Annotated in this window: 18 protein-coding genes; 6 read left to right on the top strand and 12 right to left on the bottom strand. The window is 65.5% G+C overall.

Annotated elements, in window-relative coordinates; translation table 11 throughout:
- The first annotated feature begins 43 nt into the window (after positions 1-43).
- Positions 44-505, top strand: coding sequence for an Lrp/AsnC ligand binding domain-containing protein (locus N2603_RS07355; RefSeq protein ID WP_018643717.1), 462 nt, complete (start codon positions 44-46; stop codon positions 503-505).
- Between the two features lie 171 nt (positions 506-676).
- Here the strand turns inward: N2603_RS07355 and N2603_RS07360 are convergent, their stop codons facing one another.
- From N2603_RS07360 to N2603_RS07375, 4 genes are all read right to left on the bottom strand, one after another.
- Entirely contained in the window at positions 677-877 is a 201-nt protein-coding gene (locus tag N2603_RS07360) for a cold-shock protein (RefSeq protein ID WP_008563500.1), read from the bottom strand.
- Between the two features lie 208 nt (positions 878-1,085).
- The gene (gene sorB / locus N2603_RS07365) at positions 1,086-1,394 is read right to left on the bottom strand and encodes a SorB family sulfite dehydrogenase c-type cytochrome subunit (RefSeq protein WP_260388232.1); all 309 of its coding nucleotides are present in this window, start codon (positions 1,392-1,394) and stop codon (positions 1,086-1,088) included.
- A 14-nt stretch (positions 1,395-1,408) separates the two neighbouring features.
- Positions 1,409-2,608 (bottom strand): SorA family sulfite dehydrogenase catalytic subunit, encoded by a 1,200-nt coding sequence (gene sorA / locus N2603_RS07370; RefSeq protein WP_260388233.1) that lies wholly within the window; start codon positions 2,606-2,608, stop codon positions 1,409-1,411.
- Positions 2,609-2,963: 355 nt separating this feature from the next.
- Positions 2,964-4,697 (bottom strand): adenylate/guanylate cyclase domain-containing protein, encoded by a 1,734-nt coding sequence (locus N2603_RS07375; protein ID WP_260388234.1) that lies wholly within the window; start codon positions 4,695-4,697, stop codon positions 2,964-2,966.
- Positions 4,698-5,075: 378 nt separating this feature from the next.
- On the opposite strand from N2603_RS07375, the gene N2603_RS07380 reads away from it, so the two are divergent.
- Positions 5,076-6,605, top strand: a complete 1,530-nt coding sequence (locus tag N2603_RS07380) for a glycosyltransferase family 39 protein (RefSeq protein WP_260424161.1) — start codon at positions 5,076-5,078, stop codon at positions 6,603-6,605.
- A 185-nt stretch (positions 6,606-6,790) separates the two neighbouring features.
- Here N2603_RS07380 and N2603_RS07385 read toward each other — a convergent pair whose 3' ends face one another.
- Positions 6,791-7,819 carry a YcjF family protein gene (locus N2603_RS07385; RefSeq protein ID WP_260388235.1) on the bottom strand — a complete coding sequence of 343 codons (1,029 nt, stop codon included), beginning with the start codon at positions 7,817-7,819 and terminating at the stop codon, positions 6,791-6,793.
- Complete coding sequence (locus tag N2603_RS07390; protein ID WP_260388236.1) at positions 7,816-9,285, bottom strand: YcjX family GTP-binding protein; 1,470 nt, start codon at positions 9,283-9,285, stop codon at positions 7,816-7,818. The genes N2603_RS07385 and N2603_RS07390 overlap by 4 nt, the downstream gene beginning before the upstream one ends.
- 183 nt (positions 9,286-9,468) lie before the next feature.
- Between N2603_RS07390 and trhA the strand changes: the two genes are divergently transcribed.
- Both trhA and N2603_RS07400 read left to right on the top strand, forming a co-directional pair.
- Positions 9,469-10,164, top strand: a complete 696-nt coding sequence (gene trhA / locus N2603_RS07395) for a PAQR family membrane homeostasis protein TrhA (RefSeq protein WP_018643709.1) — start codon at positions 9,469-9,471, stop codon at positions 10,162-10,164.
- 83 nt (positions 10,165-10,247) lie between these two features.
- Complete coding sequence (locus N2603_RS07400; RefSeq protein WP_018643708.1) at positions 10,248-11,042, top strand: SDR family oxidoreductase; 795 nt, start codon at positions 10,248-10,250, stop codon at positions 11,040-11,042.
- 323 nt (positions 11,043-11,365) lie between these two features.
- Here the strand turns inward: N2603_RS07400 and N2603_RS07405 are convergent, their stop codons facing one another.
- Positions 11,366-11,821, bottom strand: coding sequence for a MarR family winged helix-turn-helix transcriptional regulator (locus N2603_RS07405; RefSeq protein ID WP_260388237.1), 456 nt, complete (start codon positions 11,819-11,821; stop codon positions 11,366-11,368).
- 78 nt (positions 11,822-11,899) lie between these two features.
- On the opposite strand from N2603_RS07405, the gene N2603_RS07410 reads away from it, so the two are divergent.
- Positions 11,900-12,676, top strand: coding sequence for an SDR family NAD(P)-dependent oxidoreductase (locus N2603_RS07410; RefSeq protein WP_260388238.1), 777 nt, complete (start codon positions 11,900-11,902; stop codon positions 12,674-12,676).
- 154 nt (positions 12,677-12,830) lie between these two features.
- Here N2603_RS07410 and mdlC read toward each other — a convergent pair whose 3' ends face one another.
- From mdlC to N2603_RS07430, 4 genes are all read right to left on the bottom strand, one after another.
- The gene (gene mdlC / locus N2603_RS07415; RefSeq protein WP_260388239.1) at positions 12,831-14,453 is read right to left on the bottom strand and encodes a benzoylformate decarboxylase; all 1,623 of its coding nucleotides are present in this window, start codon (positions 14,451-14,453) and stop codon (positions 12,831-12,833) included.
- 149 nt (positions 14,454-14,602) lie between these two features.
- Positions 14,603-15,454 (bottom strand): HTD2 family dehydratase, encoded by an 852-nt coding sequence (locus N2603_RS07420; protein WP_260388240.1) that lies wholly within the window; start codon positions 15,452-15,454, stop codon positions 14,603-14,605.
- A gap of 14 nt (positions 15,455-15,468) precedes the next feature.
- Positions 15,469-16,566 (bottom strand): CaiB/BaiF CoA transferase family protein, encoded by a 1,098-nt coding sequence (locus N2603_RS07425; protein ID WP_260388241.1) that lies wholly within the window; start codon positions 16,564-16,566, stop codon positions 15,469-15,471.
- A 10-nt stretch (positions 16,567-16,576) separates the two neighbouring features.
- Positions 16,577-17,746 carry an acyl-CoA dehydrogenase family protein gene (locus tag N2603_RS07430; protein ID WP_260388242.1) on the bottom strand — a complete coding sequence of 390 codons (1,170 nt, stop codon included), beginning with the start codon at positions 17,744-17,746 and terminating at the stop codon, positions 16,577-16,579.
- Between the two features lie 125 nt (positions 17,747-17,871).
- Here N2603_RS07430 and N2603_RS07435 point away from each other — a divergent pair, with 125 nt between their 5' ends.
- A complete protein-coding gene (locus tag N2603_RS07435) occupies positions 17,872-18,792 on the top strand; it encodes a LysR substrate-binding domain-containing protein (RefSeq protein ID WP_260388243.1) in 921 nt (306 codons plus the stop codon).
- Positions 18,793-19,006: 214 nt separating this feature from the next.
- Here N2603_RS07435 and N2603_RS07440 read toward each other — a convergent pair whose 3' ends face one another.
- On the bottom strand, positions 19,007-20,281 hold the full coding sequence (locus N2603_RS07440) for a cytochrome P450 (protein ID WP_260388244.1): 1,275 nt from the start codon (positions 20,279-20,281) through the stop codon (positions 19,007-19,009).
- Positions 20,282-20,334 lie beyond the last annotated feature (53 nt).

Below are 20,334 nucleotides of genomic sequence, written 5' to 3' on the forward strand. Positions count from 1 at the left end.
GCCTTAGAAAATGAAGCCAGATATAACATTTACAAGATAAAATATGGAACTGGATCGAATCGACCGGAAGATCCTCTCGATTTTGCAGGAAGATGGACGCATCGCCAATGTCGAGCTCGCCGAACGCATCGGCCTGTCGCCGACCTCGATCGGCGAGCGGCTGAAGCGCCTGCAGCGTGAGGGCTTTGTCGAGGGCTACGGCGCGCGGCTCAATCCGCACCGGCTCGGTCTCGGCTTGCTCGTGTTCGTCGAGGTGCTGCTCGACAAGACCACGCCCGACAATTTCGAGCGCTTTGCGCGCGCGGTGAAGCTCGCGCCTGAAGTGCTGGAGTGTCACATGGTTGCCGGCGGCTTCGACTATCTTGTGAAGGCGCGGCTTGCTGACATGACCGCCTATCGACGCTTCCTCGGCGAGACCCTGCTGTCGATGCCGGGCGTGCGCGAGACGCGGACCTACGCGGTGATGGAGGAGATCAAGCGCGACGCACCGTTGCCGGTGGGTTAGCGAAGTGTCGTCGCGATTGTCATTGCCGTGGCGTTGAATGAGCGGTCTTCGCGGGAAAATAGCCCTCCGTGTGCAGTCGCAACGCCTGTCGTCGAATGCACTGGCCGTCTTCTAAATTTTTTTGGCCTCGCTCCCGGAAGCGGTCCGGGAGGCAGCGAAACGCTGGCGGGCTTATACTTTGAGGTTCTCTGCGGAGGTCTTGCCCCGGTTTGCGATCTCTTCGTATTCAACCGTCTGTCCCTCGTTCAGGGTCGACAGACCGGCCTTCTGCACTGCCGAGATATGCACGAACACATCCTTGCCTCCCGACGCAGGCTGGATAAATCCATAACCCTTCGTCGGGTTGAACCACTTGACCGTACCTTTAGCCATCACGACTTCTCCGCGGGTCTTCCTCCGAGATCTCGAACCGCCAGTCCCCGCCAACCGGCCGGTTCGGTCCTAACAGGATACGCGGAATGTGGCGGGCTTGGTAGCTCAAACCACATCCGCCTTTCGCCGAATTCCGCTCAACTTCGCGGCGTTTTTGCCGGTTTTGCCCGTTTCGCGGTCAATCGGCCCGCGCGCCGCGTGGCGTCCGTCAATAAGTCGCGGTCAGATAATCGACGATCTTGCCGACATCGGCATCGTCGATCGGTGCGCCATAGACCTTGATCATCTTGGTCACCTCGGCCTGCCAGAAGCCCTTCTTGTCCTTCATCGGCGGCTGGGTGTTGATGTAGTCGGACGAGTGGCAGGCGGTGCAATTGCCCTGCACCACCTCGAGATTGGGCCCGGGCTTGAACGCGGCGACCTCGTCGGGGGTCTTGTAGTTGACCGGCGCTGCAAGCGCCGAACCCACCGCGGCGGCGAGGGCGAGCGAGGCGGCGAGGAGAACGGTGCGCTGCATGATCATTCTCCCTCTCAGGCCACGCTGACGCGGACGGTTTCGACGACGTTGCGCAAATAACCCGCCGGGTTCCAGCGCGGCGTATCCGGCTGGATCTCGCCGCCATTGCCGGTGGCGCGGACCTTGAGCTCGACGGCGCCGGCCGCGAGCTTCACCGGCAGCTTCCATTCGCGGAAGGCGTATTTGCCGAGGTCCTTGCCGAGCTTCGCGCTCGCCCAGGTCTTGCCGCCGTCGGTGGAGACCTGAACATCCTTGATGCCCTTGCCGCCGTCGAAGGCGATGCCGCGCAGGGTCACAGTCCCCGCCTTCAGCTTGGCGCCATCAGGCACGCTCGTGATGAAGGAGCGGATGGTGAAGCGGTTGATCGGGATCGTCGCCTTCGGCGCGGTGCCGGGCTCGATCGCATTGTTCGGCGTATCGGGAATGCGATAGGCCGACTTCATCCAGAAGCCGTCATAGACGTTGTCGATGACGGTGATCTCGTTGAGGTGTTTGACCCAGTAGGTGCCGTAATAGCCGGGCACGACCAGGCGCAGCGGAAAGCCGTTGAGGAACGGCAGGTCCTCGCCGTTCATGCCATAGGCCAGCATCACCTCGCCGTCGGTGGCGTGATCGAGATCGAGCGCCTTGATGAAGTCGGGCGTCTTGTCGCTGACTGGGCCGTCCATGCCGTTGAACGTCACCTGCTTGGCGCCGGCCTGCACGCCCGCCATCTCCAGCACGGCCTTGAGCGGCACGCCGCGCCAGCGTGCGCAGCCCATCGCGCCATTGGCGAGCTGGCCGCCGGCGACGCGCGGCTCGAAGAAGCCGCGGCTGTTGCCGGAGCACTGGTTGACGGCGACGATCTCGGTCGCCTTCATCTTCCTGATGTCTTTCAGCGAAAGTCTCAGCGGTTTGTCGACCTTGCCCTTGACCTCCAGCGTGAACTTGTCGGGGTCGAGATTGTAGGGCAGGTCGGAGAGGTGGTAGCGCACGAAGAAGGCGTTGTTCGGCGTCAGCGGCCCGTCGTTGAACACCGCAAATGGCGTCTCGAGCTGCGGCGGCCGGCTGGTGAGGCCGATCATCGGCCGCTTCTGCGGATATTTCACCAACGGCCGTTCGCCATTGACGAAGGGCAGGGTGACGGTGTCCAGGGCCAGCGCCTTGGTGGAATTCAGTGTGGCCGCCATGGCGGCAAGCCCCGCTCCTCTGAGCAGGTCGCGTCGATCGAACATGTGGTCTCCTCCCGGAGCTTATCGTTGGACAGCGGTCATCACCGCGATCCCGCGCTCATCTGTCGCAACGACTCGGACGAAGTCAATTCGTGCTTTCGCAGCAAGCCCATGCCGCTGCGTTGCAGCAAGCCGGTGTTACGCATGTAATGAGGTTGACGACCTGAGCTAGCGGCGAAGGCGGTGCACCTCTCCCGCTTGCGGGAGAGGTCGGCGCGTCCCGGGCGATGCGAAGCATCGTCCCGCGCGCCGGGTGAGGGTTCTTTCCTCTAGGGGATTGTCCCGTTGTGGAGACACCCTCTCCCCAACCCTCTCCCGCAAGCGGGAGAGGGAGCGCACCTCGCGCGTGGTTTGCGCTCTACGCCGCCACCAGCGCGCCCCGATCGACCAGCATCGCGAGCTCCCTCGCATCCGCGACCACGCGCACCGCCATCGGCTCGTCGCGGCCGCGGATCGCGACCTCCTGCTGCGGCAGGGCGTCGTCGGCAAGGCCGGCGGTGCGGCGCACTTCCTCCGAGACGATCGCCTCGCAGGCGAGGGTCTTGGTCATGTCCTGCAGGCGTGCGGCGACATTGACGGCGTCGCCGAGGGCGGTGAAGACGATGTGATCGCGGTAGCCGATGTCGCCGATGATGACCTCGCCGCCGTGAATGCCGATGCCGAAGCGGATCGGCTCGCGCAGATCGTGGCTGAGGAGCTGATTCAACTCGTCGATGTTTGCAGCGAGGCTGCTGGCGGCCTTCAGCGCCTGGCGGCAGGCCTCTTGCGGATCCGCCGACAGCCCGAACAGCGCCAGCATGCCGTCGCCGACGAACTGGTTGGGCTGGCCGCCATTCGCGATCACGGCCTGCGAGACCGCGCCGAGGAAACGGTTGACGATGAAGACGGTGTCGAACGGCAGCCGCTTCTCGGCGAGCTGCGTCGAGCCGCGCATGTCCACGAATAGGCTGACGAGATAGCGCTCCTGGCCGATGCGCGCCGGCGTCGTGGCCTGCCCGTCCGCCGCCTGCGTATGCGGCGTGAAGAGCTGGAAGAAGGAGAGGTCGCATTCCGGACGCAGCTGGCACGCAAGCCGGATCGAGGGATCGGCGGTGCCGACACGGGCCAGCACGAAGGCCTCGCGCTGCGACGGCTGGGGCAGGGCACCATGGTCGCCGATGACGCGGATGCGGCAGGTCGAGCAGCGGGCGCGGCCGCCGCAGACGCTGGCATGCGGGACGTTGTGGCGCAGGCTCGCTTCCAGCACGGAGAGGCCCTTTGGCACGCGCACCGTCTTGCCGTTGCCATAGGACAGCGCGATCATGCCGCCGCGCCGCTCACGCCAGGCCCGCGCGCCTCTTGCGAGCAGCACCACGCCGAGCAGGCCGAAATAGCCCATGACGAGGCCGCCGCTGATGCGGTCGAGCACTTTGTTTTCCGCGACCGTGCCGACCTGTTGCCTCGTATAATTCGTCTTGCGCCAGTCCGCGTCGTCGCTGTCGGCGGCAACGCTGCGCCCGCCCTGGTAGATGCCGAGCAGCGCCAGCGTCGGGATCAGTACGGCGGCTGCGAGCAGATAGGGCGCGGCGCGCGTGAAGAAGGTCTTCATCCGCAGCCAGAAGTATATGCCGACGCAGCCGTGCACCCAGGCGACCACGAGCAAAATCGTCATCTGCCAGAGCCGGGCGGGCGCCAGGACGAAGAACAGATAGAGCTCCTGCGGGTAAAGCTTCTCGTGCCCGTAGAGCGTCAGGCCGAGCCGTATCCCGATCACATGCGCCATGACGAGCAGGGGGATGCTCAGGCCCAGCGCGAGCTGAAGCGGCTCGACCGTCTTCCAGCGAAACTCGCGGCGCTGGTACAGCGCGAACACACCGAGCCCGGCGTGGATCAACGCGGCCGCGTAGAACACGATCGTCACGGGCAGGAACTGCCAGAACAGGACGTGGTAATAGACCCCGGCCTCCATGGCATCGACCGAGATGTTGCCGAGCGCATGGTTGAGGAAATGGCTGACCACATAAGCGAACAGGATGATGCCGCAGACCAGCCGCACCTGCCGCACGCTGGTGGCGCGGACGAGTTCGGGCATGTGGACGGGAGCGGTGGCCATGATTCGGTTGTATCAGTTCATCAAGGAGAACAGCCAGCGTAGCGTTTAATTCCGGGGGTGGACAGGTTCGGGGATCACATGCCCGGGAAGGCGCCTCACACTCCGCCGTCGTCCCGGACAAGCGCGCCCTAAGCGCGCGCCGATCCGGGACCCATAGCCACGGGGTCGGGTTTGGCGAGGACTCGTGGTTACCAGCTCGTGCCATAACCCCTCCCTGTGGTTATGGGTCCCGGGTCTGCGCTTTGCTTGCCCGGGACGACACCTATGTCTGGACTGCCGACATTGACTCCCCCTCCCAGGTTGGCGAAAAGCGCGGCCGTGACGACATCCCCTGATATCACCGTGTTCCCCCGTGGCGCCGCGCGCCGGCCCCTCGTCATGGCCGCGGCGATCATCGCGGCGATGACGCTGCTTCGTATCGTCTATGCCTCCGCAATCGAGCTGCGCACGGACGAGGCCTATTACTGGACCTGGTCGAAGGAGGCCGCGCTCAGCTTCCTCGATCATCCCCCCGGCATCGCCTGGCTGATCCGTTTCGGAACCGCGATCTTCGGCGACACCACGCTCGGCGTCCGCTTCGGCGGCATCGTCGCGATGCTGGTGACGCAGCTGCTGCTCGCCGACATCGTCCGCCGCCTCACGCACGACATTCGCGCGGTCGTATTCGCCGTGCTGATGCCGGAGGCCGCGCTCTATTACGGCCTCCTGATGGCCAAGGTCGCGCCTGATGTCGCCATGATCCCGTTCGCGGTGGCGATGATATGGTCCCTGGTGCGGCTGGCGCAGAGCGGCGACGGCCGCTGGTGGCTCGCGGCCGGACTGTTCGCTGGCCTCGCGATGCTGTCGAAGTTCACCGTGATCCTATTCGCGCCCGCGGTTGCCGCTTTTCTGCTGGTGCCGGACTGGCGCTGGCGCTGGTTGCGCAGCCCTTATCCCTATCTCGCGGTGCTGGTCGCGCTCGCGGTGTTCTCGCCGGTGCTGATCTGGAACGTGCAGCACGACTGGGCTTCGATCCGCTTCCAGGGCGTGCGCGCCACCACCAATTACGGCATCTCGCTGCGCACGGTCGGCGACTACATCGGCCTGCAATTCGGCCTCGTCGGCTTCGTCATGCTGCCGGTGGTGCTGACAGGCCTCGTACTGACCGCATGGCGCGGCTATCGCACGCGCGAGCCGGTTGCGATCCTGCTGTCGACCGCAGTGCTGGTGCCGTTTCTCTATTTCCTGGTGAAATCGCTGACGCTGCGGGTCGGCGACACCTGGCCGATGTTCATGTGGCCGGTGGGCTTTGCGGCTGCGGCGGTGAACCTCGTCATGCTGCCGGGTGAAAAATGGTCGGCGCGGATGATCCGGTCGAGCCTGTTCTGGGTGAAGACGGCGATCGTCTCGGGCATCGTCTTCGTCGTCATCGTGTTCCTCTATTACGTCGCGGCCCCCTGGAATCTGCTCGGCAAGATCGATCCGATCGGCGCCGAAGCGGGCTACGAGCAGGTCGCGGCGCGCGCCCAGGCTGCCCTCGACGAAACAGGCGCGACCTGGATCGCGACCACGGACTACCGCACTTACGCCATGATGCGCTGGCTGTTCCGGGGCCGCGTGCCCGTCATCGAGATCAACGAGCGCGGCCGTTTCCAGGATTTCCGCGATCCCGGCATGGACAAGATCAGGGGACATGCGGGCGTCTATGTCGGCCGTGTGCCGGACAACCGTTCGGCGCAGTGGGAGAATATCCCGGCGAAACGCGAGCCGCTCGGCGAAGTCGAGCGCCGCTGGCGCGGCGTTGTGACGGATACCTATGTGATCGAAAAGCTCTCCGGCTGGACCCCGGAGCTCTCGCCGCCAAAGGATTCGCCGCTGTTTCAGTGGCGGGTGCTGGCAGGGGAATTTGAAAAGCGGGAGCGCGGATAGAGCGCCTTCTCTTACCCTCCCCTGGAGGGGGAGGGTCGATCGCGCGCAGCGCGAGCGGGGTGGGGTGATCTCTCCCCGCGGGCAGTGTGCAGGACGGAGAGACTGTCACCCCACCCCGCTGCGCATTGCGCTGCGCTTCATGCGTAGCGACCCTCCCCCTCCAGGGGAGGGTAAGCAAGAGCCAACTACTCCTCATCCTCCTTCTTCCGCAGCAGATCCGTCGCCAGATCCGACAGCTTCGGCGGCGGCAGCGCCGCGAACGGCAGCGGCCGCGTCACGTCGATCGCGGCGAGGCCCAGTCGCGCCGTCAGCAGCCCGTTCAGCACGCCTTCGCCCAGCCGCTGCGACAGCTTCGCTGCGATGCCGTGGCCGAGCATCTGCTGCACCAGGCTGTCGCTGGCGGCCATGCCGCCGGTGATCGCGAGATGGGCGATGACGTGGCGGAGCAGGCGGATCATGCCGAGTGCGCCGGGACGTCCGCCATAGAGATAGGCAAGCTGGCGGATCAGCCGCAGCGCGGCGACGAACACGAACAGCACGTCGATCGCGGCGCGGGGCGAGACCGCGGTGACGATCGAGACCTTTTGCGCCGCTGACGACACCAGCCGCCGCGCCTCGATATCCAGCGGTGACATCAATTCGCGCTCGGCGAGGCGGATCATGTCGGCGCCGTCGATGATCTCGCCGGTGTGGCTCTCCAGCGTGGCGCGGGCGCGGGCGAGCTGCGGGTTCTGGTGCGCGATCTTGAGCAGGTCCTGCACGATGACGCGGCTCTCCTTGCGGTCGTCGCTGGCAAGGACCGCGGCTGCGCGCTGATGCAGCTTCTCGATGGTCGCAAGGCGCGCCAGGCCAAACGCCTCGCGTCCGATCACCACTGCGAGTGCAAGCGCGGTGACGAAGGCGAAGGAAACGCCAATGATGCCGAGCGTTTCGCTGCGCGCAAACAGGTCCTCGATCAGGTGCACGACGCCAAGCCCGGTGCCGAGCAGCGTCAATCCCGCGAGCCCCGACCAGAACAGCGTGCCCCAGGGAAAGCCGCGCCGTGCCGGCAGAGCGGCTTGCACCGGCACCGGCAGCGTCATTGGATCGGGCTCCGGCGTGATCTGGATGGTCGCGCGACCGAGCCGGCTGGTCTCGTCGGCTTCGGTGACGACGACGCCGGGATCGTCGAGCCGGAACGTCGCCGGCCGCCGTGGCTTCGATCGGTCGTTCATGCGAGCTTGTCTCCGATCAGGAACTGCAAGGCACGGTCGAGGCGGATATGTGGCAGCGTAGGCTCGTCAGCACCCTCGCGTTCGAGCTTGGGCGGGCGGAAGCGCAGGAAGCGGAAATCGCTCTTTTCGGCGGCATGTGTCGACAACCCTTGGAACGCGTTCCTGCCATTGAACAGCGGCTCGGGATCCAGCGGCAAATCGCCCGGAAAGGTCGCAACCTCCGTGTTGCCGTCGAAGAATTCGCCGCCGGCGCTCTCGCCCGCGGCGGGCGTTCCCAGGATCGACGGCAATTTGTCGCGGCCATGCGCGACTTGAGCTTCTCTTGTGGCGCGGACGGCGGCGAGCGCCACGACATCGATCGCCGCGCCGGTATCTTCCGCACGCGCAACGGCACGCGAGACGGCGCGGCGGAGCACGGCCTCGAGCCGGTCGTGGCTGGAATGATGCAGATGATCCGCCTTGGTCGCCGCGAACAGGATGCGGTCAATGCGCGGCCGGAACAGGCTGGAGAGGATCGTGCTGCGGCCGATGTTGAAGCAGTCGAGAATGCCGGCCAGTGCCGCTTCGAGATCGTGCAGCGCCTCGGGGCCGGAGTTGAACGCGGCGAGCGCGTCGGCCAGCACGATTTGGCGATCGAGCCTCGCGAAATGATCCCTGAAGAACGGTCGCACCACGACGTCCTTGTAGGCCTCGAAGCGCCGCACCATCATCGCCCACAGCGAACCCTCGGGCGCCTGTCCGCCTGCGGGCACGTCGAGCGGCGCAAAGGTCAGCGCCGGCGAGCCTGCAAGATTGCCCGGCATCAGGAAACGGCCGGGCGGCAGCAGGCTCATTGCAAAGCGCTCGTCGCGGCAGGCGCGCAGATAATCCGTGAAGAGTTTTGCGGCCGTGAGCGTCGCCTGCTCGTCCTCGCGCGCCTCGGGTTTGAGCGTCGCGAGATGCGCGTGCCATTCGCTCGCAAGATGCGCGCGCGGCGCCTCGCGCGACAGCGCCAGGCTCTCCGCCGACCATTGCTCGTAGCTCTTCTGCAGCAGCGGCAGGTCGAGCAGCCATTCGCCGGGATAATCGACGATGTCGAGCGTCAGCGTGCGGTCGGCGCCGTTCGGGCGCTGGTAGTCGATGACGAGGCGGAGCTCGCTGATGTCGACGGTGGAGTTCGGCCAGCGCCGTTCCTCGACCAGCGCGCGAAGATGGTTCTCATAGGCAAACCGCGGCACGGCATCATCAGGCTGCGGCGCCAGATGCGCCCGCGCGATCCGGCCCGAGGCATAGGCCTCGAACACCGGAAACCGGCCGCCACGCGTCAGCCCATGGATCAGCGCGGTGATGAATACGGTCTTACCGGCGCGCGACAGGCCGGTGACACCAAGCCGCACGGTCGGGTTGAAGAAATGCTCGCCATAGTCGATCAGCGCCCGGGCCGACAGCCGCGCCTCCTCGACCATATCCTGGAAACTGAATGCCATATGAACGTGAGGGGGCTCGGGCGAGGGGTACGCAAAACGGACTAATCACAAAAGTGGCAACTGGTTGAGGAAAATCAAGCTTTCATACTTCCACCGCCTTTGTCGGCAAATCAGCCGTTTGAACGACGCGCCGGTCCCGAAACACCCATAGAAGAGGGCATTGCCCTAGCCTTGCGGATTGCCATGACCGTCTTCCAGCTGAAACAGTTTGCGTCTTCCTCCGTCCACGCCGCCGCCGACGTGATCGGCTGGGATTACGACCGCGCCGAGCTGATCGCAGATGGCGTCGTCCACGCGATCGGCGTGCTCTCCGGCCTCATCGCCGCGACCGTGCTGGTGGTGCTGACGACGGTCTATTCCGACGCGACGGACATCGTCGGCGTCTCGATCTATGTCGCCGGCCTGCTGTCGATGCTGGTGCTGTCGGCGACCTACAATCTCTGGCCGGTGTCACCGGCGAAATGGCTGCTGCGGCGCTTCGACCATTCGGCGATCTATCTGCTGATCGCGGCGACCTACACGCCGTTCATCCTGGAAGTGAAGGACAGCGTGTTCGCGCTGGTGCTGCTCGCCGGCGTTTGGTGCGTCGCCATTCTCGGCATCGTGCTGAAGCTGTTCTTCCCGGGCCGGTTCGACCGCGTCTCGGTCGGCATCTATCTCGCGATGGGCTGGAGCGGCGTCATGCTCTACGGCCCCGTGGTCAAGGCGCTGCCCGCGCTGGTGCTGGGCTTCATCCTTGCCGGCGGGCTGCTCTACAGCTTTGGCGTGATCTTCCATGCCTGGCGGCGGTTGCGCTTCCAGAATGCGATCTGGCACGGCTTTGTCTTGGCCGGCGCGGCATGCCATTATACCGCAGTGCTCGACCTCGTGTTGAGCTGAGCAGGACCCGCGACGCGGAATAAGCGGCGCGGTATAAAGCGGTACAAGACAAAAAGACAATACAAGACAAGAGGAGACGTCGCATGCAGGTGACCGGCAAGGTCGTGGTCGTCACGGGCGGCGCCAACGGCATCGGCAAGGCGCTGTGCGAGGCCTTTCACAAGGCGGGCGCCGCCAAGGTCGTCGTCGCGGACATGGACGCCGCCAATGCAAGGGCCGTCGCCGCCATGGTCGATGGCGCCGCGTTCAAATGCGATGTCGCGCAGGAAAAGGACATCGCCCACGTCATCGAGGAGACCGAGCGGCAGTTCGGCCCGATCGAATTGTTCTGCTCCAATGCCGGCATCGGCGGCGGCTTCGATCCGATGTCGGTCAATGCCGGCGGCGCCTCCGATGAGCCGTGGCAGCGGAGCTGGGCGATCCACGTCATGGCGCACGTCTACGCGGCCAGGCATCTGATCCCCCGGATGAAGGCGCGTGGCCGCGGCTATTTCCTCAACACCATCTCGGCCGCGGGCCTGTTGTCGCAGGTCGGCAGCCCCGCTTATTCGACGACCAAGCACGCGGCGGTCGGCTTTGCCGAGAACCTCGCGATCTCGCACAAGGCTGACAATATCAAGGTCTCGATTCTCTGTCCGCAGGGCGTCGACACCAACATGCTGCGCTCGATCCCGAAGGGCCCGCAATCCGGCGACGGCGACCTCACGCCCGAGCAGGTCGCAAAAGACGTGCTCGCCGGCCTCGAGCAGGAGACGTTTTTGATCCTGCCGCATCCCCAGGTGCTCGGCTACATGCGCAAGAAGACGGAGAATTACGACCGCTGGATCGGCGGCATGGCCAAGATCCAGGCCAAGATGCGGGAGGAGTTCGGGAAGTGACCTTGAGGTCATCCCGGGGCGGTCCGCAGGACCGAACCCGGGATCTCGAGATTCCGGGCTAAGTATTTCGAGCCACGCTCGCGCCAAATAATCGGTGTCGTCCCGGCGAAGGCCGGGACCCATACCGCGAGGTCCATCGATCTTGCCGCGTAGCAGTACCGAACGACAAGTCTTCGCCAAACTCCTCCCTGGGGTAATGGGTCCTGGCTTTCGCCAGGACGACGATGGCGTAGCCCGGATGGAGCGTAGCGAAATCCGGGACAGTCCCTCCGCGACGTGAAAGGCCCCGGATTGCGCTACGCTCCATCCGGGCTACGGCAGCCTCACGCCACGACCTCCTCCTCCACCCGGCTCTGCCTGAGCGCCCGCGCATAGAGCATCATCCCCTCGCGCACCGTGCGCTGCTCGGCCTCCGTCAGCGCCGCCAGCGCGCCGCGTACCTGCTGCCGGCCGAACGCGTGCAGCGCCTCGAGTGTGCGCCGGCCCTTCGCCGTCAGCGACAGCAGCTTGCTGCGCGCATCAAGCTCGTCCGGCGTCTCCCTGAGCTCACCGCAATCGATCAGCTTGCGCACCAGGCGGCTGACGCTGGATTTCTCCAGCCGCAGGAAGTCGCCGAGCTCGCCCGACGTCATCGGGCCGCGGATGCCGATCTCCAGGATTGTGTGCACCGCCGAGGGCGGATAGTCCGACGCCGCCACCGTCGCATCCATGAAGCCGAGCTCGCGCACCATCAGCCGCGAGGCGGCGCGGATGTCGTCGATCAGCGCAAGCTCGGCCATCTCTTGACTCTCCGCATATAGTTGTATCATACAACTATATGCGCAACGTGGCGCATGCAAGCGTTTTGGAGTGGGACCATGACCGGAACTTTGCCAACCGGGATGCGGATGAAGGGCAAGGTCTGCCTGGTCACCGGCGGCGGCAGCGGCATCGGCCGCGCCACGGCCCTGAGGATGGCGGCTGAAGGGGCGGAAGCGATCGTCATTGCCGGACGGCGCGAAGCCGAGATCGAGGCGGCCGCCGCTTCGTGCCGCGAGCATGGCGTGGAAGCGATCGCGCTCAAGACCGACATCACGCGCGAGGATGAGGTTGCGCGTCTCGTCGGTACCGCCGTTGAGCGTTGCGGCCGGCTCGACGTCGCCTTCAACAATGCCGGCTTCCAGGAGCGCCGTGCGCCGCTGGAAGAGCAGGGCACCGACATCTACGACAGCGTGTTCGACACCAATGTCCGCGCGCTGTTTCTCTGTCTGCGCCATCAATTGCCGGCGATGCTGGCGCAGAGGCGCGGCAGCATCGTCGTCAACGCCTCCGTCAGCGGCCTGCGCAATCCCAATCCCGGCTTCTCGCTCTATTCGGCCTCGAAGGCCGCCGCGATCTCGCTGACGCGCTCGGCGGCGATGGAGAACGCCCCGCGCGGCATCCGCATCAATGCGATTGCGCCCGGCCGCGTCGTCACCGACATGATGCTGCGCGCCGGCGTCGGCGATGTCGCGACGGTGAGCGCCGGCCTGCCGCTGCGCCGAATGGGCAGCCCGGAGGAAGTTGCCGAGGCGGTGGTATGGCTGTCGTCGGACGCGTCGTCCTACGTGGTCGGCCACGTGCTCGCGGCGGACGGGGGATTTTTGGCGTCGTAGTTGCGGGTGGTGGTGCGGCAAACTCGATGTCGTCCCGGCGAAGGCCGGGACCCATAACCCCAGGGAGGAGTTGTAGCGCGAGACTGCCCACTACGAGTCCTCGCCAAACTCCTGCTTGTGGGTATGGGTCCCGGCCTTCGCCGGGACGACGGCGTCAATGCTTCTGCCCGTACAGCACCGGCACCGCCGAATCCACGACGACCTCAACCAGGCTCGTGCCCGCGAACGCCATGCCGCGCTTCAGCGCCTCGCCAAGCTCCGCCGCCTCGCTCACCCGCACGGCATGGCACCCCATACCCTCCGCGAGCCGCACGAAGTCGATGCCCGGCAGCTCCAGCCCCGGCACGTTCCTGACCTGCATCACCTGGCTGAACGAGCGCATCGCGCCGTAGCCGGAATTGTTGATGACGACGACGGTCAGCGGCAGCTTGCGCTGCGCTGCGGTCCACAGCGCCTGGATCGAATACATCGCCGAGCCGTCGCCGATCAGGCAGACGGTGCGCTGCTTCGGCTTGCCCAGCGCCATGCCGACGGCGGCGGGCAGGCTATAGCCGAGGCCGCCGCTCGCCATGGTGTAAAAACTGTCCTGGCCGCGCATCGGCAGGAATTTTTGCATCGCCGGCCGGTGCGAGGGCACTTCCTCGACCAGCGATGCGTCGTCAGGCATCGCCTGAGACAGCGAGTGCAGCAGGAATTCGACCGGCAGCGGGTCGGCGGCCTTCGGTGCCGGCGGCAGCGTACGGCCCTTTGGCGTGGCGCGCTTGCTCTCCGGCAGGAGGTCAAGCAGCATGCTGAGTGCCGGCTTCATCGTCGCGACAATGCTGGTGCCGACCGGCGTCACGGCCGCCGCATCCGCATCATCCGTGATCTGGAAGATCGTCGCGCCGCCATCGAAGATCGCGGCGTGGCCCTCGACGTGGAAAGTGAACACCGGCGCGCCGATGACGACGACGAGATCGTGCTCGCGCAGCGCGTCCGAGAGTTGGGCGGGCGAAGCATGCAGGAAGCCCGCGAACTGCGGATGCCGTTCGGGAAACGAGCAGCGCGCCGAGAACGGGCTGACCCAGACGCTGGCCTTGGCCTTCTCGGCGACGCGCACCATCAGGTCGACCGCACCGGCGCGGTCGATGCCGGGGCCGACGACGAGGGCAGGGTGCTTTGCCGAACCGAGCGCGGCAACCAGCGCCTTCATCGGGTCAAGCTCGGGCCCGATCTCCCGGCTGACCTTGCGCGCCTCAACCGGTGCACAGGCATGCGCCCAGTCGTCGATCGGGATCGACACGAAGGTCGGCCCGCAGGGCGGCTGCATCGCGGTGTAATAGGCGCGTGCGATTGCAGCCGGCACGTCCTCGGCCCGCGCCGGCTCGACGCTGTATTTGACGTAAGGCCGCGGAAACTCCGACGCGCGCTCGGCATAGAGGAACGCCTGCAAGGGGAGGATCGAGCGCGCCTGCTGGCCCGCGGTGATCACCAGCGGCGTCTGGTTACGGTGTGCGGTGTAGATGTTGCCGAGCGCGTTGCCGACGCCGGCGGCCGAATGCAGATTGACGAAGCCGGCATTGCGCGTCGCCTGCGCGTAACCATCGGCCATGCCGACTGCGCTGGCCTCCTGCAGCGCCAGCACGTAGTCGATGTCGTCGGGCCAGTCGCTCAGGAACGGCAGCTCGGTCGAGCCGGGATTGCCGAAGACACGGTCGATGCCGAACGATCGCAGCAGGTCGAGCGTCGCCTGCTTGACAGTGACGGACTTGCTGCCGGTCTTGCCGTTCTTGGCCATGGTTTCCGTCCCTTGTTGCTTATGAAAGGTAGCAGCCTCACCCCGTCATTGCGAGGAGCCCTTGCGACGAAGCAATCCAGACTGTCTCACTGGAGGGATTCTGGATTGCTTCGCTGCGCTCGCAATGACGAGGAGGAAACAGCGGTGGCTCACCACACCGCCGTGCCCTTCATCGTCGGCTGCCCTTCCGCGTTCGCGGTCCACAGCTCCATGCTCTCGCCGCTGTCATTGGCGTTGACGGAGAACTCCGTGCCCTCGAACAGCGGCTGAAGCCCGCGATAGGTGAACTTCTTCGGCGCCTTGCCGCCGTGCAGCTTCGCGGCCATCTCGATGATCAGCGCCGCCTGCAACGGGCCGTGAAAGATCAGGCCCGGATAGCCCTCGACCTTGGTCACATAGTCGCGGTCGTAATGGATGCGGTGGCCGTTGAAGGTCAGCGCGGAATAACGAAACAGCAGCACGGGATCGGAGACATGGGTGTCGCGGTGCTGCGCCTTGGGCGGCGGAGGCGGCGCCTTGCCGCCAGCGGGCGCGCTGCTCGTCATCTCGCGATAGACGATGTCCTGCCGCTCGCGGATGGCGGTGCCGCGCGGGGAGGAGATGCTGTGCTCGACCGAGACGAAGCACAGCGTGCCGGTCGATCCCGTCTTCACCTGCACGTCGGCGATGCGCGAAGTCCGCGTCGATTCATCGCCGACGCGCAAGGGCTGCAAAAATTCGATCTCGCCGCCGGCCCACATCCGGCGCGGCAGCGGCACCGGCGGCAGGAAGCCGCCGCGGGTCGGGTGCCCGTCGGGTCCGAGCATCGACATCGGAAACACCGGCTGCGCCAGGCACCAGTGCACCGTGAACGGCGCCGCATCGCCCTTCTTGGGCTCGCCGACCTCCTGGAACAGCGTCGCGCGCAGGCCCATCACGAGCTGCGCGGTGACGATGTCGGTGGCTTCCGTGCTGCGGCCGATCCATTGCCGCAAATGATCAATGTCGAGCTTCTCGGTCATGACGCCTCGCTCTGTTACTTCTTGGGTTTTTCGCCGATCGCGGGCACCGCGCCGTAAGCGCGCGACTCGCCGACGATGATCGGTGCCGGAGCGGGATAGCTGACGCGGCCGTTCGGCGTGTCGACCTCGATCCGGCGCAGATGCGGATGGTTGGTGAGGTCGGCCATGGTGTTGACCTCGGCAAAGGCGATGTCCGCGTCCGAGAGCCGCTTGAGCAGCTCGTCGCGCGTCATCTTGCCGAAGATGTCGGCGACGGTCTTGTCGGTGAAGTCGCGGTTGCGCACGCGCTCGACCATGTTGGCGACGCGGGGATCGCTGGGCAGATCGGGCTGATCCAGCACCTTCGCGCACAGCGTCTTCCACTCCCGCTCGCTCTGGATCGAGATCAGGATGTCCTTGCCGTCCTTCGAGGTGAACACGCCATAGGGCGCGATCGAGGGATGGCGCAGGCCCATGCGCCTGGGCGGATTGCCGGCCTCCGCATTGAGCAGCGGCACGGTGCACCAGTCCGCCATCACGTCGAACATGGAGATGCGGATGTCGGCGCCTTTGCCGGTGCGCCCACGCCCGATCAGCGCCTCCAGGATCGCTGCGTGCGCGGTGGCGCCGGTCGCAACATCCACGATCGACATGCCGACGCGCGAGGCGCCGTCGGGATTGCCCGTGATCGAGGCAAGCCCGCTCTCGGCCTGGATCAGCAGGTCATAGGCCTTGCGATGCGCATACGGGCCCTCGTCGCCATAGCCGGTGATCGTGCAGGAGATCAGCTTTGGATAGTCCTTTAAAAGCCGCTCGCGTGAGAAGCCGAGCTTGTCCATCGAACCGGGCTTGAGGTTTTGAATGAGCACGTCGGCGCTGGCGATCAGCTTCTCCAGCTCGGCGCAGCCTTCGTTCGTTGCGAGATCGACCACCGCCGATTGCTTGCCACGGTTGAGCCAGACGAAGTAGCTGCTCTGGCCCTTGGCCGCCGCGTCATAGCCGCGGGCGAAATCGCCCTCGGGCCGCTCGATCTTGATCACCTCCGCGCCGGCATCCGCCAGTCGCGAGGAGCAGAACGGCGCCGCCACCGCCTGCTCGACCGCAATCACCCTGATCCCGTCAAGTGCGCCCATGATTGTTGCCTCAGTACGAGCGCGGCATGCCGAGCACATGCTCGGCGACATAGGACAGCACGAGGTTGGTCGAGATCGGCGCCACCTGGTAGAGCCGCGTCTCGCGGAATTTGCGCTCGACGTCGTATTCCTCGGCAAAGCCGAAGCCGCCATGGGTCTGGATGCAGGCGTTCGCCGCTTCCCAGGACGCATCCGCCGCCAGCATCTTGGCCATGTTGGCCTCTGCGCCGCAGTCGAGCCCGGCCTCGTATTTGCGCGTCGCCTCCTTCACCATCAGCTCGGCCGCGCGCATCGAGGCGTAGGCCTTGGCGATCGGGAACTGGATGCCTTGATTTTGGCCGATCGGACGGCCGAACACTGCGCGGTCCTTGGCGTAGTTGGTGGCCTTCGCGATGAACCATTTGGCGTCGCCGATGCATTCGGCCGCGATCAGGATACGCTCGGCATTCATGCCGGAGAGGATGTAGCGGAAACCCTTGCCTTCCTCGCCGATCAGATTCTCCGCCGGCACCTTCATGTCGGTAAAGAACACTTCGGTGGTGGCGTGGTTCATCATGGTGCGGATCGGGCGGATCTCGAGGCCGTTGTTCTTGGCCTCGCGCATGTCGACGATGAACACCGACAGACCATCGGTGCGCTTCTTGGCCTGCTCCTTCGGCGTGGTGCGCGCCAAGAGCACCATCAGGTCGGAATGCTCGGCGCGGCTGGTCCAGATCTTCTGGCCGTTGACGATGTAGCTGTCGTTGCCCTCCTTGCGCGCAAAGGTCTTCAGCGAGGAGGTGTCGGTGCCGCTGGTCGGCTCGGTGACGCCGAAGGCCTGCAGGCGCAATTCGCCGCTCGCGATCTTCGGCAGGTATTTTGCCTTCTGCTCGGCATTGCCGTGCCGCAGCACCGTGCCCATCGTGTACATCTGGGCGTGGCAGCCGCCGCCGTTGCAGCCGGCACGCTGGATCTCCTCGAGGATCGCCGCGGCGGCGGACAGCTTCAGCCCCGCGCCGCCATACTCTTCCGGGATCAGCACCGAGAGGTAACCCGCCTGCGTCAGCGCATCGACGAAGGCCTTCGGATAGGCCATCTCGCGATCGAGCTTGCGCCAGTATTCGCCGGGAAACTGCGCGCACAGCTTTGCGACGGCTTCGCGGATGTCGGCGTGATCTTCGGTGTGGTGTTGTTCACTCATGGCGTTTCCCGTTGGTAGCGGCAGTTAAGATAACGCCGGCCAATCCTCAGGCGTTGTGAAAACAACGCCAGCCCCCTATGCTCATTTGTTATAGCGTATGGAGTAGCCTTCCAGGATTGGCAAGCATGGATTTCCGACAGCTCAGGACCTTCAGTTGCGTGGCGGAGCTCGGCAGCCTCTCCAAGGCCTCCGACACGCTGCGCGTGGCGCAGCCGGCGCTCTCCAGGCAGATCAAGCTGCTGGAACACGAGCTGCGCACCGAGCTGTTCACGCGCAACGGCCGCGGCATGGTGCTGACGGAAGCAGGGCGCCTTCTGCTTGCGCGCACCTCCGGCATCGTCAGGCAGATCGACCAGATCCGCGACGACATCCAGTCCGCCAAGGGCCCGCCGTCCGGCCAGGTCGTGCTTGGCCTGGTTCCGACCGTGAGCTGCGTGCTGTCGGCGCGCTTTGCGCGGCGCTGCGTCGAAAAATTTCCCGGCATCTCGCTGCGCATCGTCGAGAGCTACAGCGGCCATCTGGTCGAATGGCTGCATCGCGGCGAGATGGACCTCGCCATCCTCTATGGCCGCTCCGCCGATCTGCATCTCAACGTGCAGAGCCTCGGCCGCGACAACATCGTCGCGGTCGGCCCGGGCGGCTGCGGCCTCGCGCGCAAGAAGAGCGTCGATATCGGCTGGCTGCTGCGGCAGCGCCTGGTGCTGCCCAGTCATTCCCACGGCCTCCGCGCGCTGATCGAGCACGCCGCGGCCCAGCGCAAGATCAAGCTCGACGTCCAGCTGGAAGCGGATTCGTTCCGTGTGCTGACCAGCCTCGTCGAGGAAGGGCTCGGCTTTGCGCTCTTGCCGCCCTCGTCGGTCCATGGCGAGGTCGCGGAGGGGCGGCTGGAAATCACCGCCGTGTCCAAGCCGATGACGCGCGAGCTCATTTTCGCCTCTCCGATCGACCGCCCGGCCTCGACGGCCTCGCTCGCCATCACGGCGCTCCTGCGCGAGGAGGTCGCCGCCTGCCGCAAGGAAGGCGTGTGGGACATCAAATTGAGTTAGATGCCGTGTCGTAGAACAGTCGCGCGCCGTATGGCCTTCGCATCTGGTGCGAGCTGTCATGCCGAAATTTTATAGCTGGGGCGGGGGCGCTGCGGGTTTGATGCGCATCTGCATCCCGGAACTCGTCATTGCGAGCGCAGCGAAGCAATCCAGAGTCCCTCCGCGGTGACAGTCTGGATTGCTTCGCTGCGCTCGCAATGACGGAGGATGGCGCCTACCCCGGAATCCGCACCGGCAGCGACTCATATCCCTTGATGAAGCTCGAATAGATCCGCTTGGGCTCGCCGACCACCTCGATCCGGTCGAACCGCTTCAGCATCTCCTCCCAGACGATGCGCAGCTGCAGCTCGGCGAGGCGCATGCCGACGCAGCGGTGGATGCCGAAGCCGAAGGAGAGGTGCGTGCGCGGGCGCGGGCGGTCGATGATGAAATCGTTCGGTCTCTCGAACATCTCCTCGTCGCGGTTGCCGGAGACGTACCACATCACGACGCGGTCGCCCTTCTTGATATGCTTGCCGCCGATCTCCGTATCCTGCAGCGCGGTGCGCCGCATATGCGCCAGCGGCGTCTGCCAGCGGATCACCTCCGGCACCATGGAATCGATCAGCGCCGGATTCTTCCGCAGCATCTCGTATTGCTCCGGGTTCTCGTTCAGCGCCAGCACCGAGCCGGTCATGGTGTTGCGCGTGGTGTCGTTGCCGCCGACGATGAGCAGGATGATGTTGCCCATGAGGTTGTCGGGGTCCATGTGGCGGGTGGCGTCGTTATGCGCCATCAGCGACAGCAGGTCGTTCCGCGGCGCCGAGTTGACGCGCTCGTTCCAGAGCCTGGACATGTAGGCATAGCACTCGTCCATCTCGCGGCGGCGCTCCTCGGCGGAGGCGACGATGCCGCTCTTGGGCAGCGCGGTGGAGACGTCGGACCAGCGCGTCAGCTTGCGCCGCTCCTCCCAGGGGAAGTCGAACAGCGTCGCCAGCATCTGCGTGGTCAGCTCGATCGAGACGCGCTCGACGAAATTGAAGGTCTCGTTGCGCGGCAGATTGTCGAGCACGGTCTGCGAGCGCTGGCGGATCAGCTTTGCCAGCTCGTCCAGGTGTGTCGGCGTGAACATCGGCGACACCGTCTTGCGCTGCGCCGAATGCCGGGGCTGGTCCATCGCGATGAAGCTCGGATAGTCGTAGCCTTCCGGCACGTCGCGGATCGAGATGCCGCCGAGCGTGGAGTCCGACGAGAAGATGCCGTGGTTGGTGTCAACATGCATGATGTCGTTGTATTTCACCACCGACCAGTACGGCTCGATCGGCGCGTTGGTGCAGTAATGCACCGGCTCCTCCTTGCGCAGCCGCTCGAACCACGGCCACAGCGTGTCGTCCTGGAACAGCCGTGGCGCGCCGGGGTGGAATTGCGCCAGCGGCGTCGCATAGGCCTCTTCCCGCGCCCTGCGCATGCGTTCGGCCCTGTCCACTTTAACCGGCGCTTGGATATTCATCGTCGTGGCTCCAGTTGGTTCTTCCTTCGCCTCCCCCCGCGGGCGGGGAGAGG

Origin of the sequence: Bradyrhizobium huanghuaihaiense, assembly GCF_025200885.1 — a bacterium.
In the GTDB taxonomy this organism is placed as follows: Bacteria; Pseudomonadota; Alphaproteobacteria; order Rhizobiales; family Xanthobacteraceae; genus Bradyrhizobium; species Bradyrhizobium huanghuaihaiense.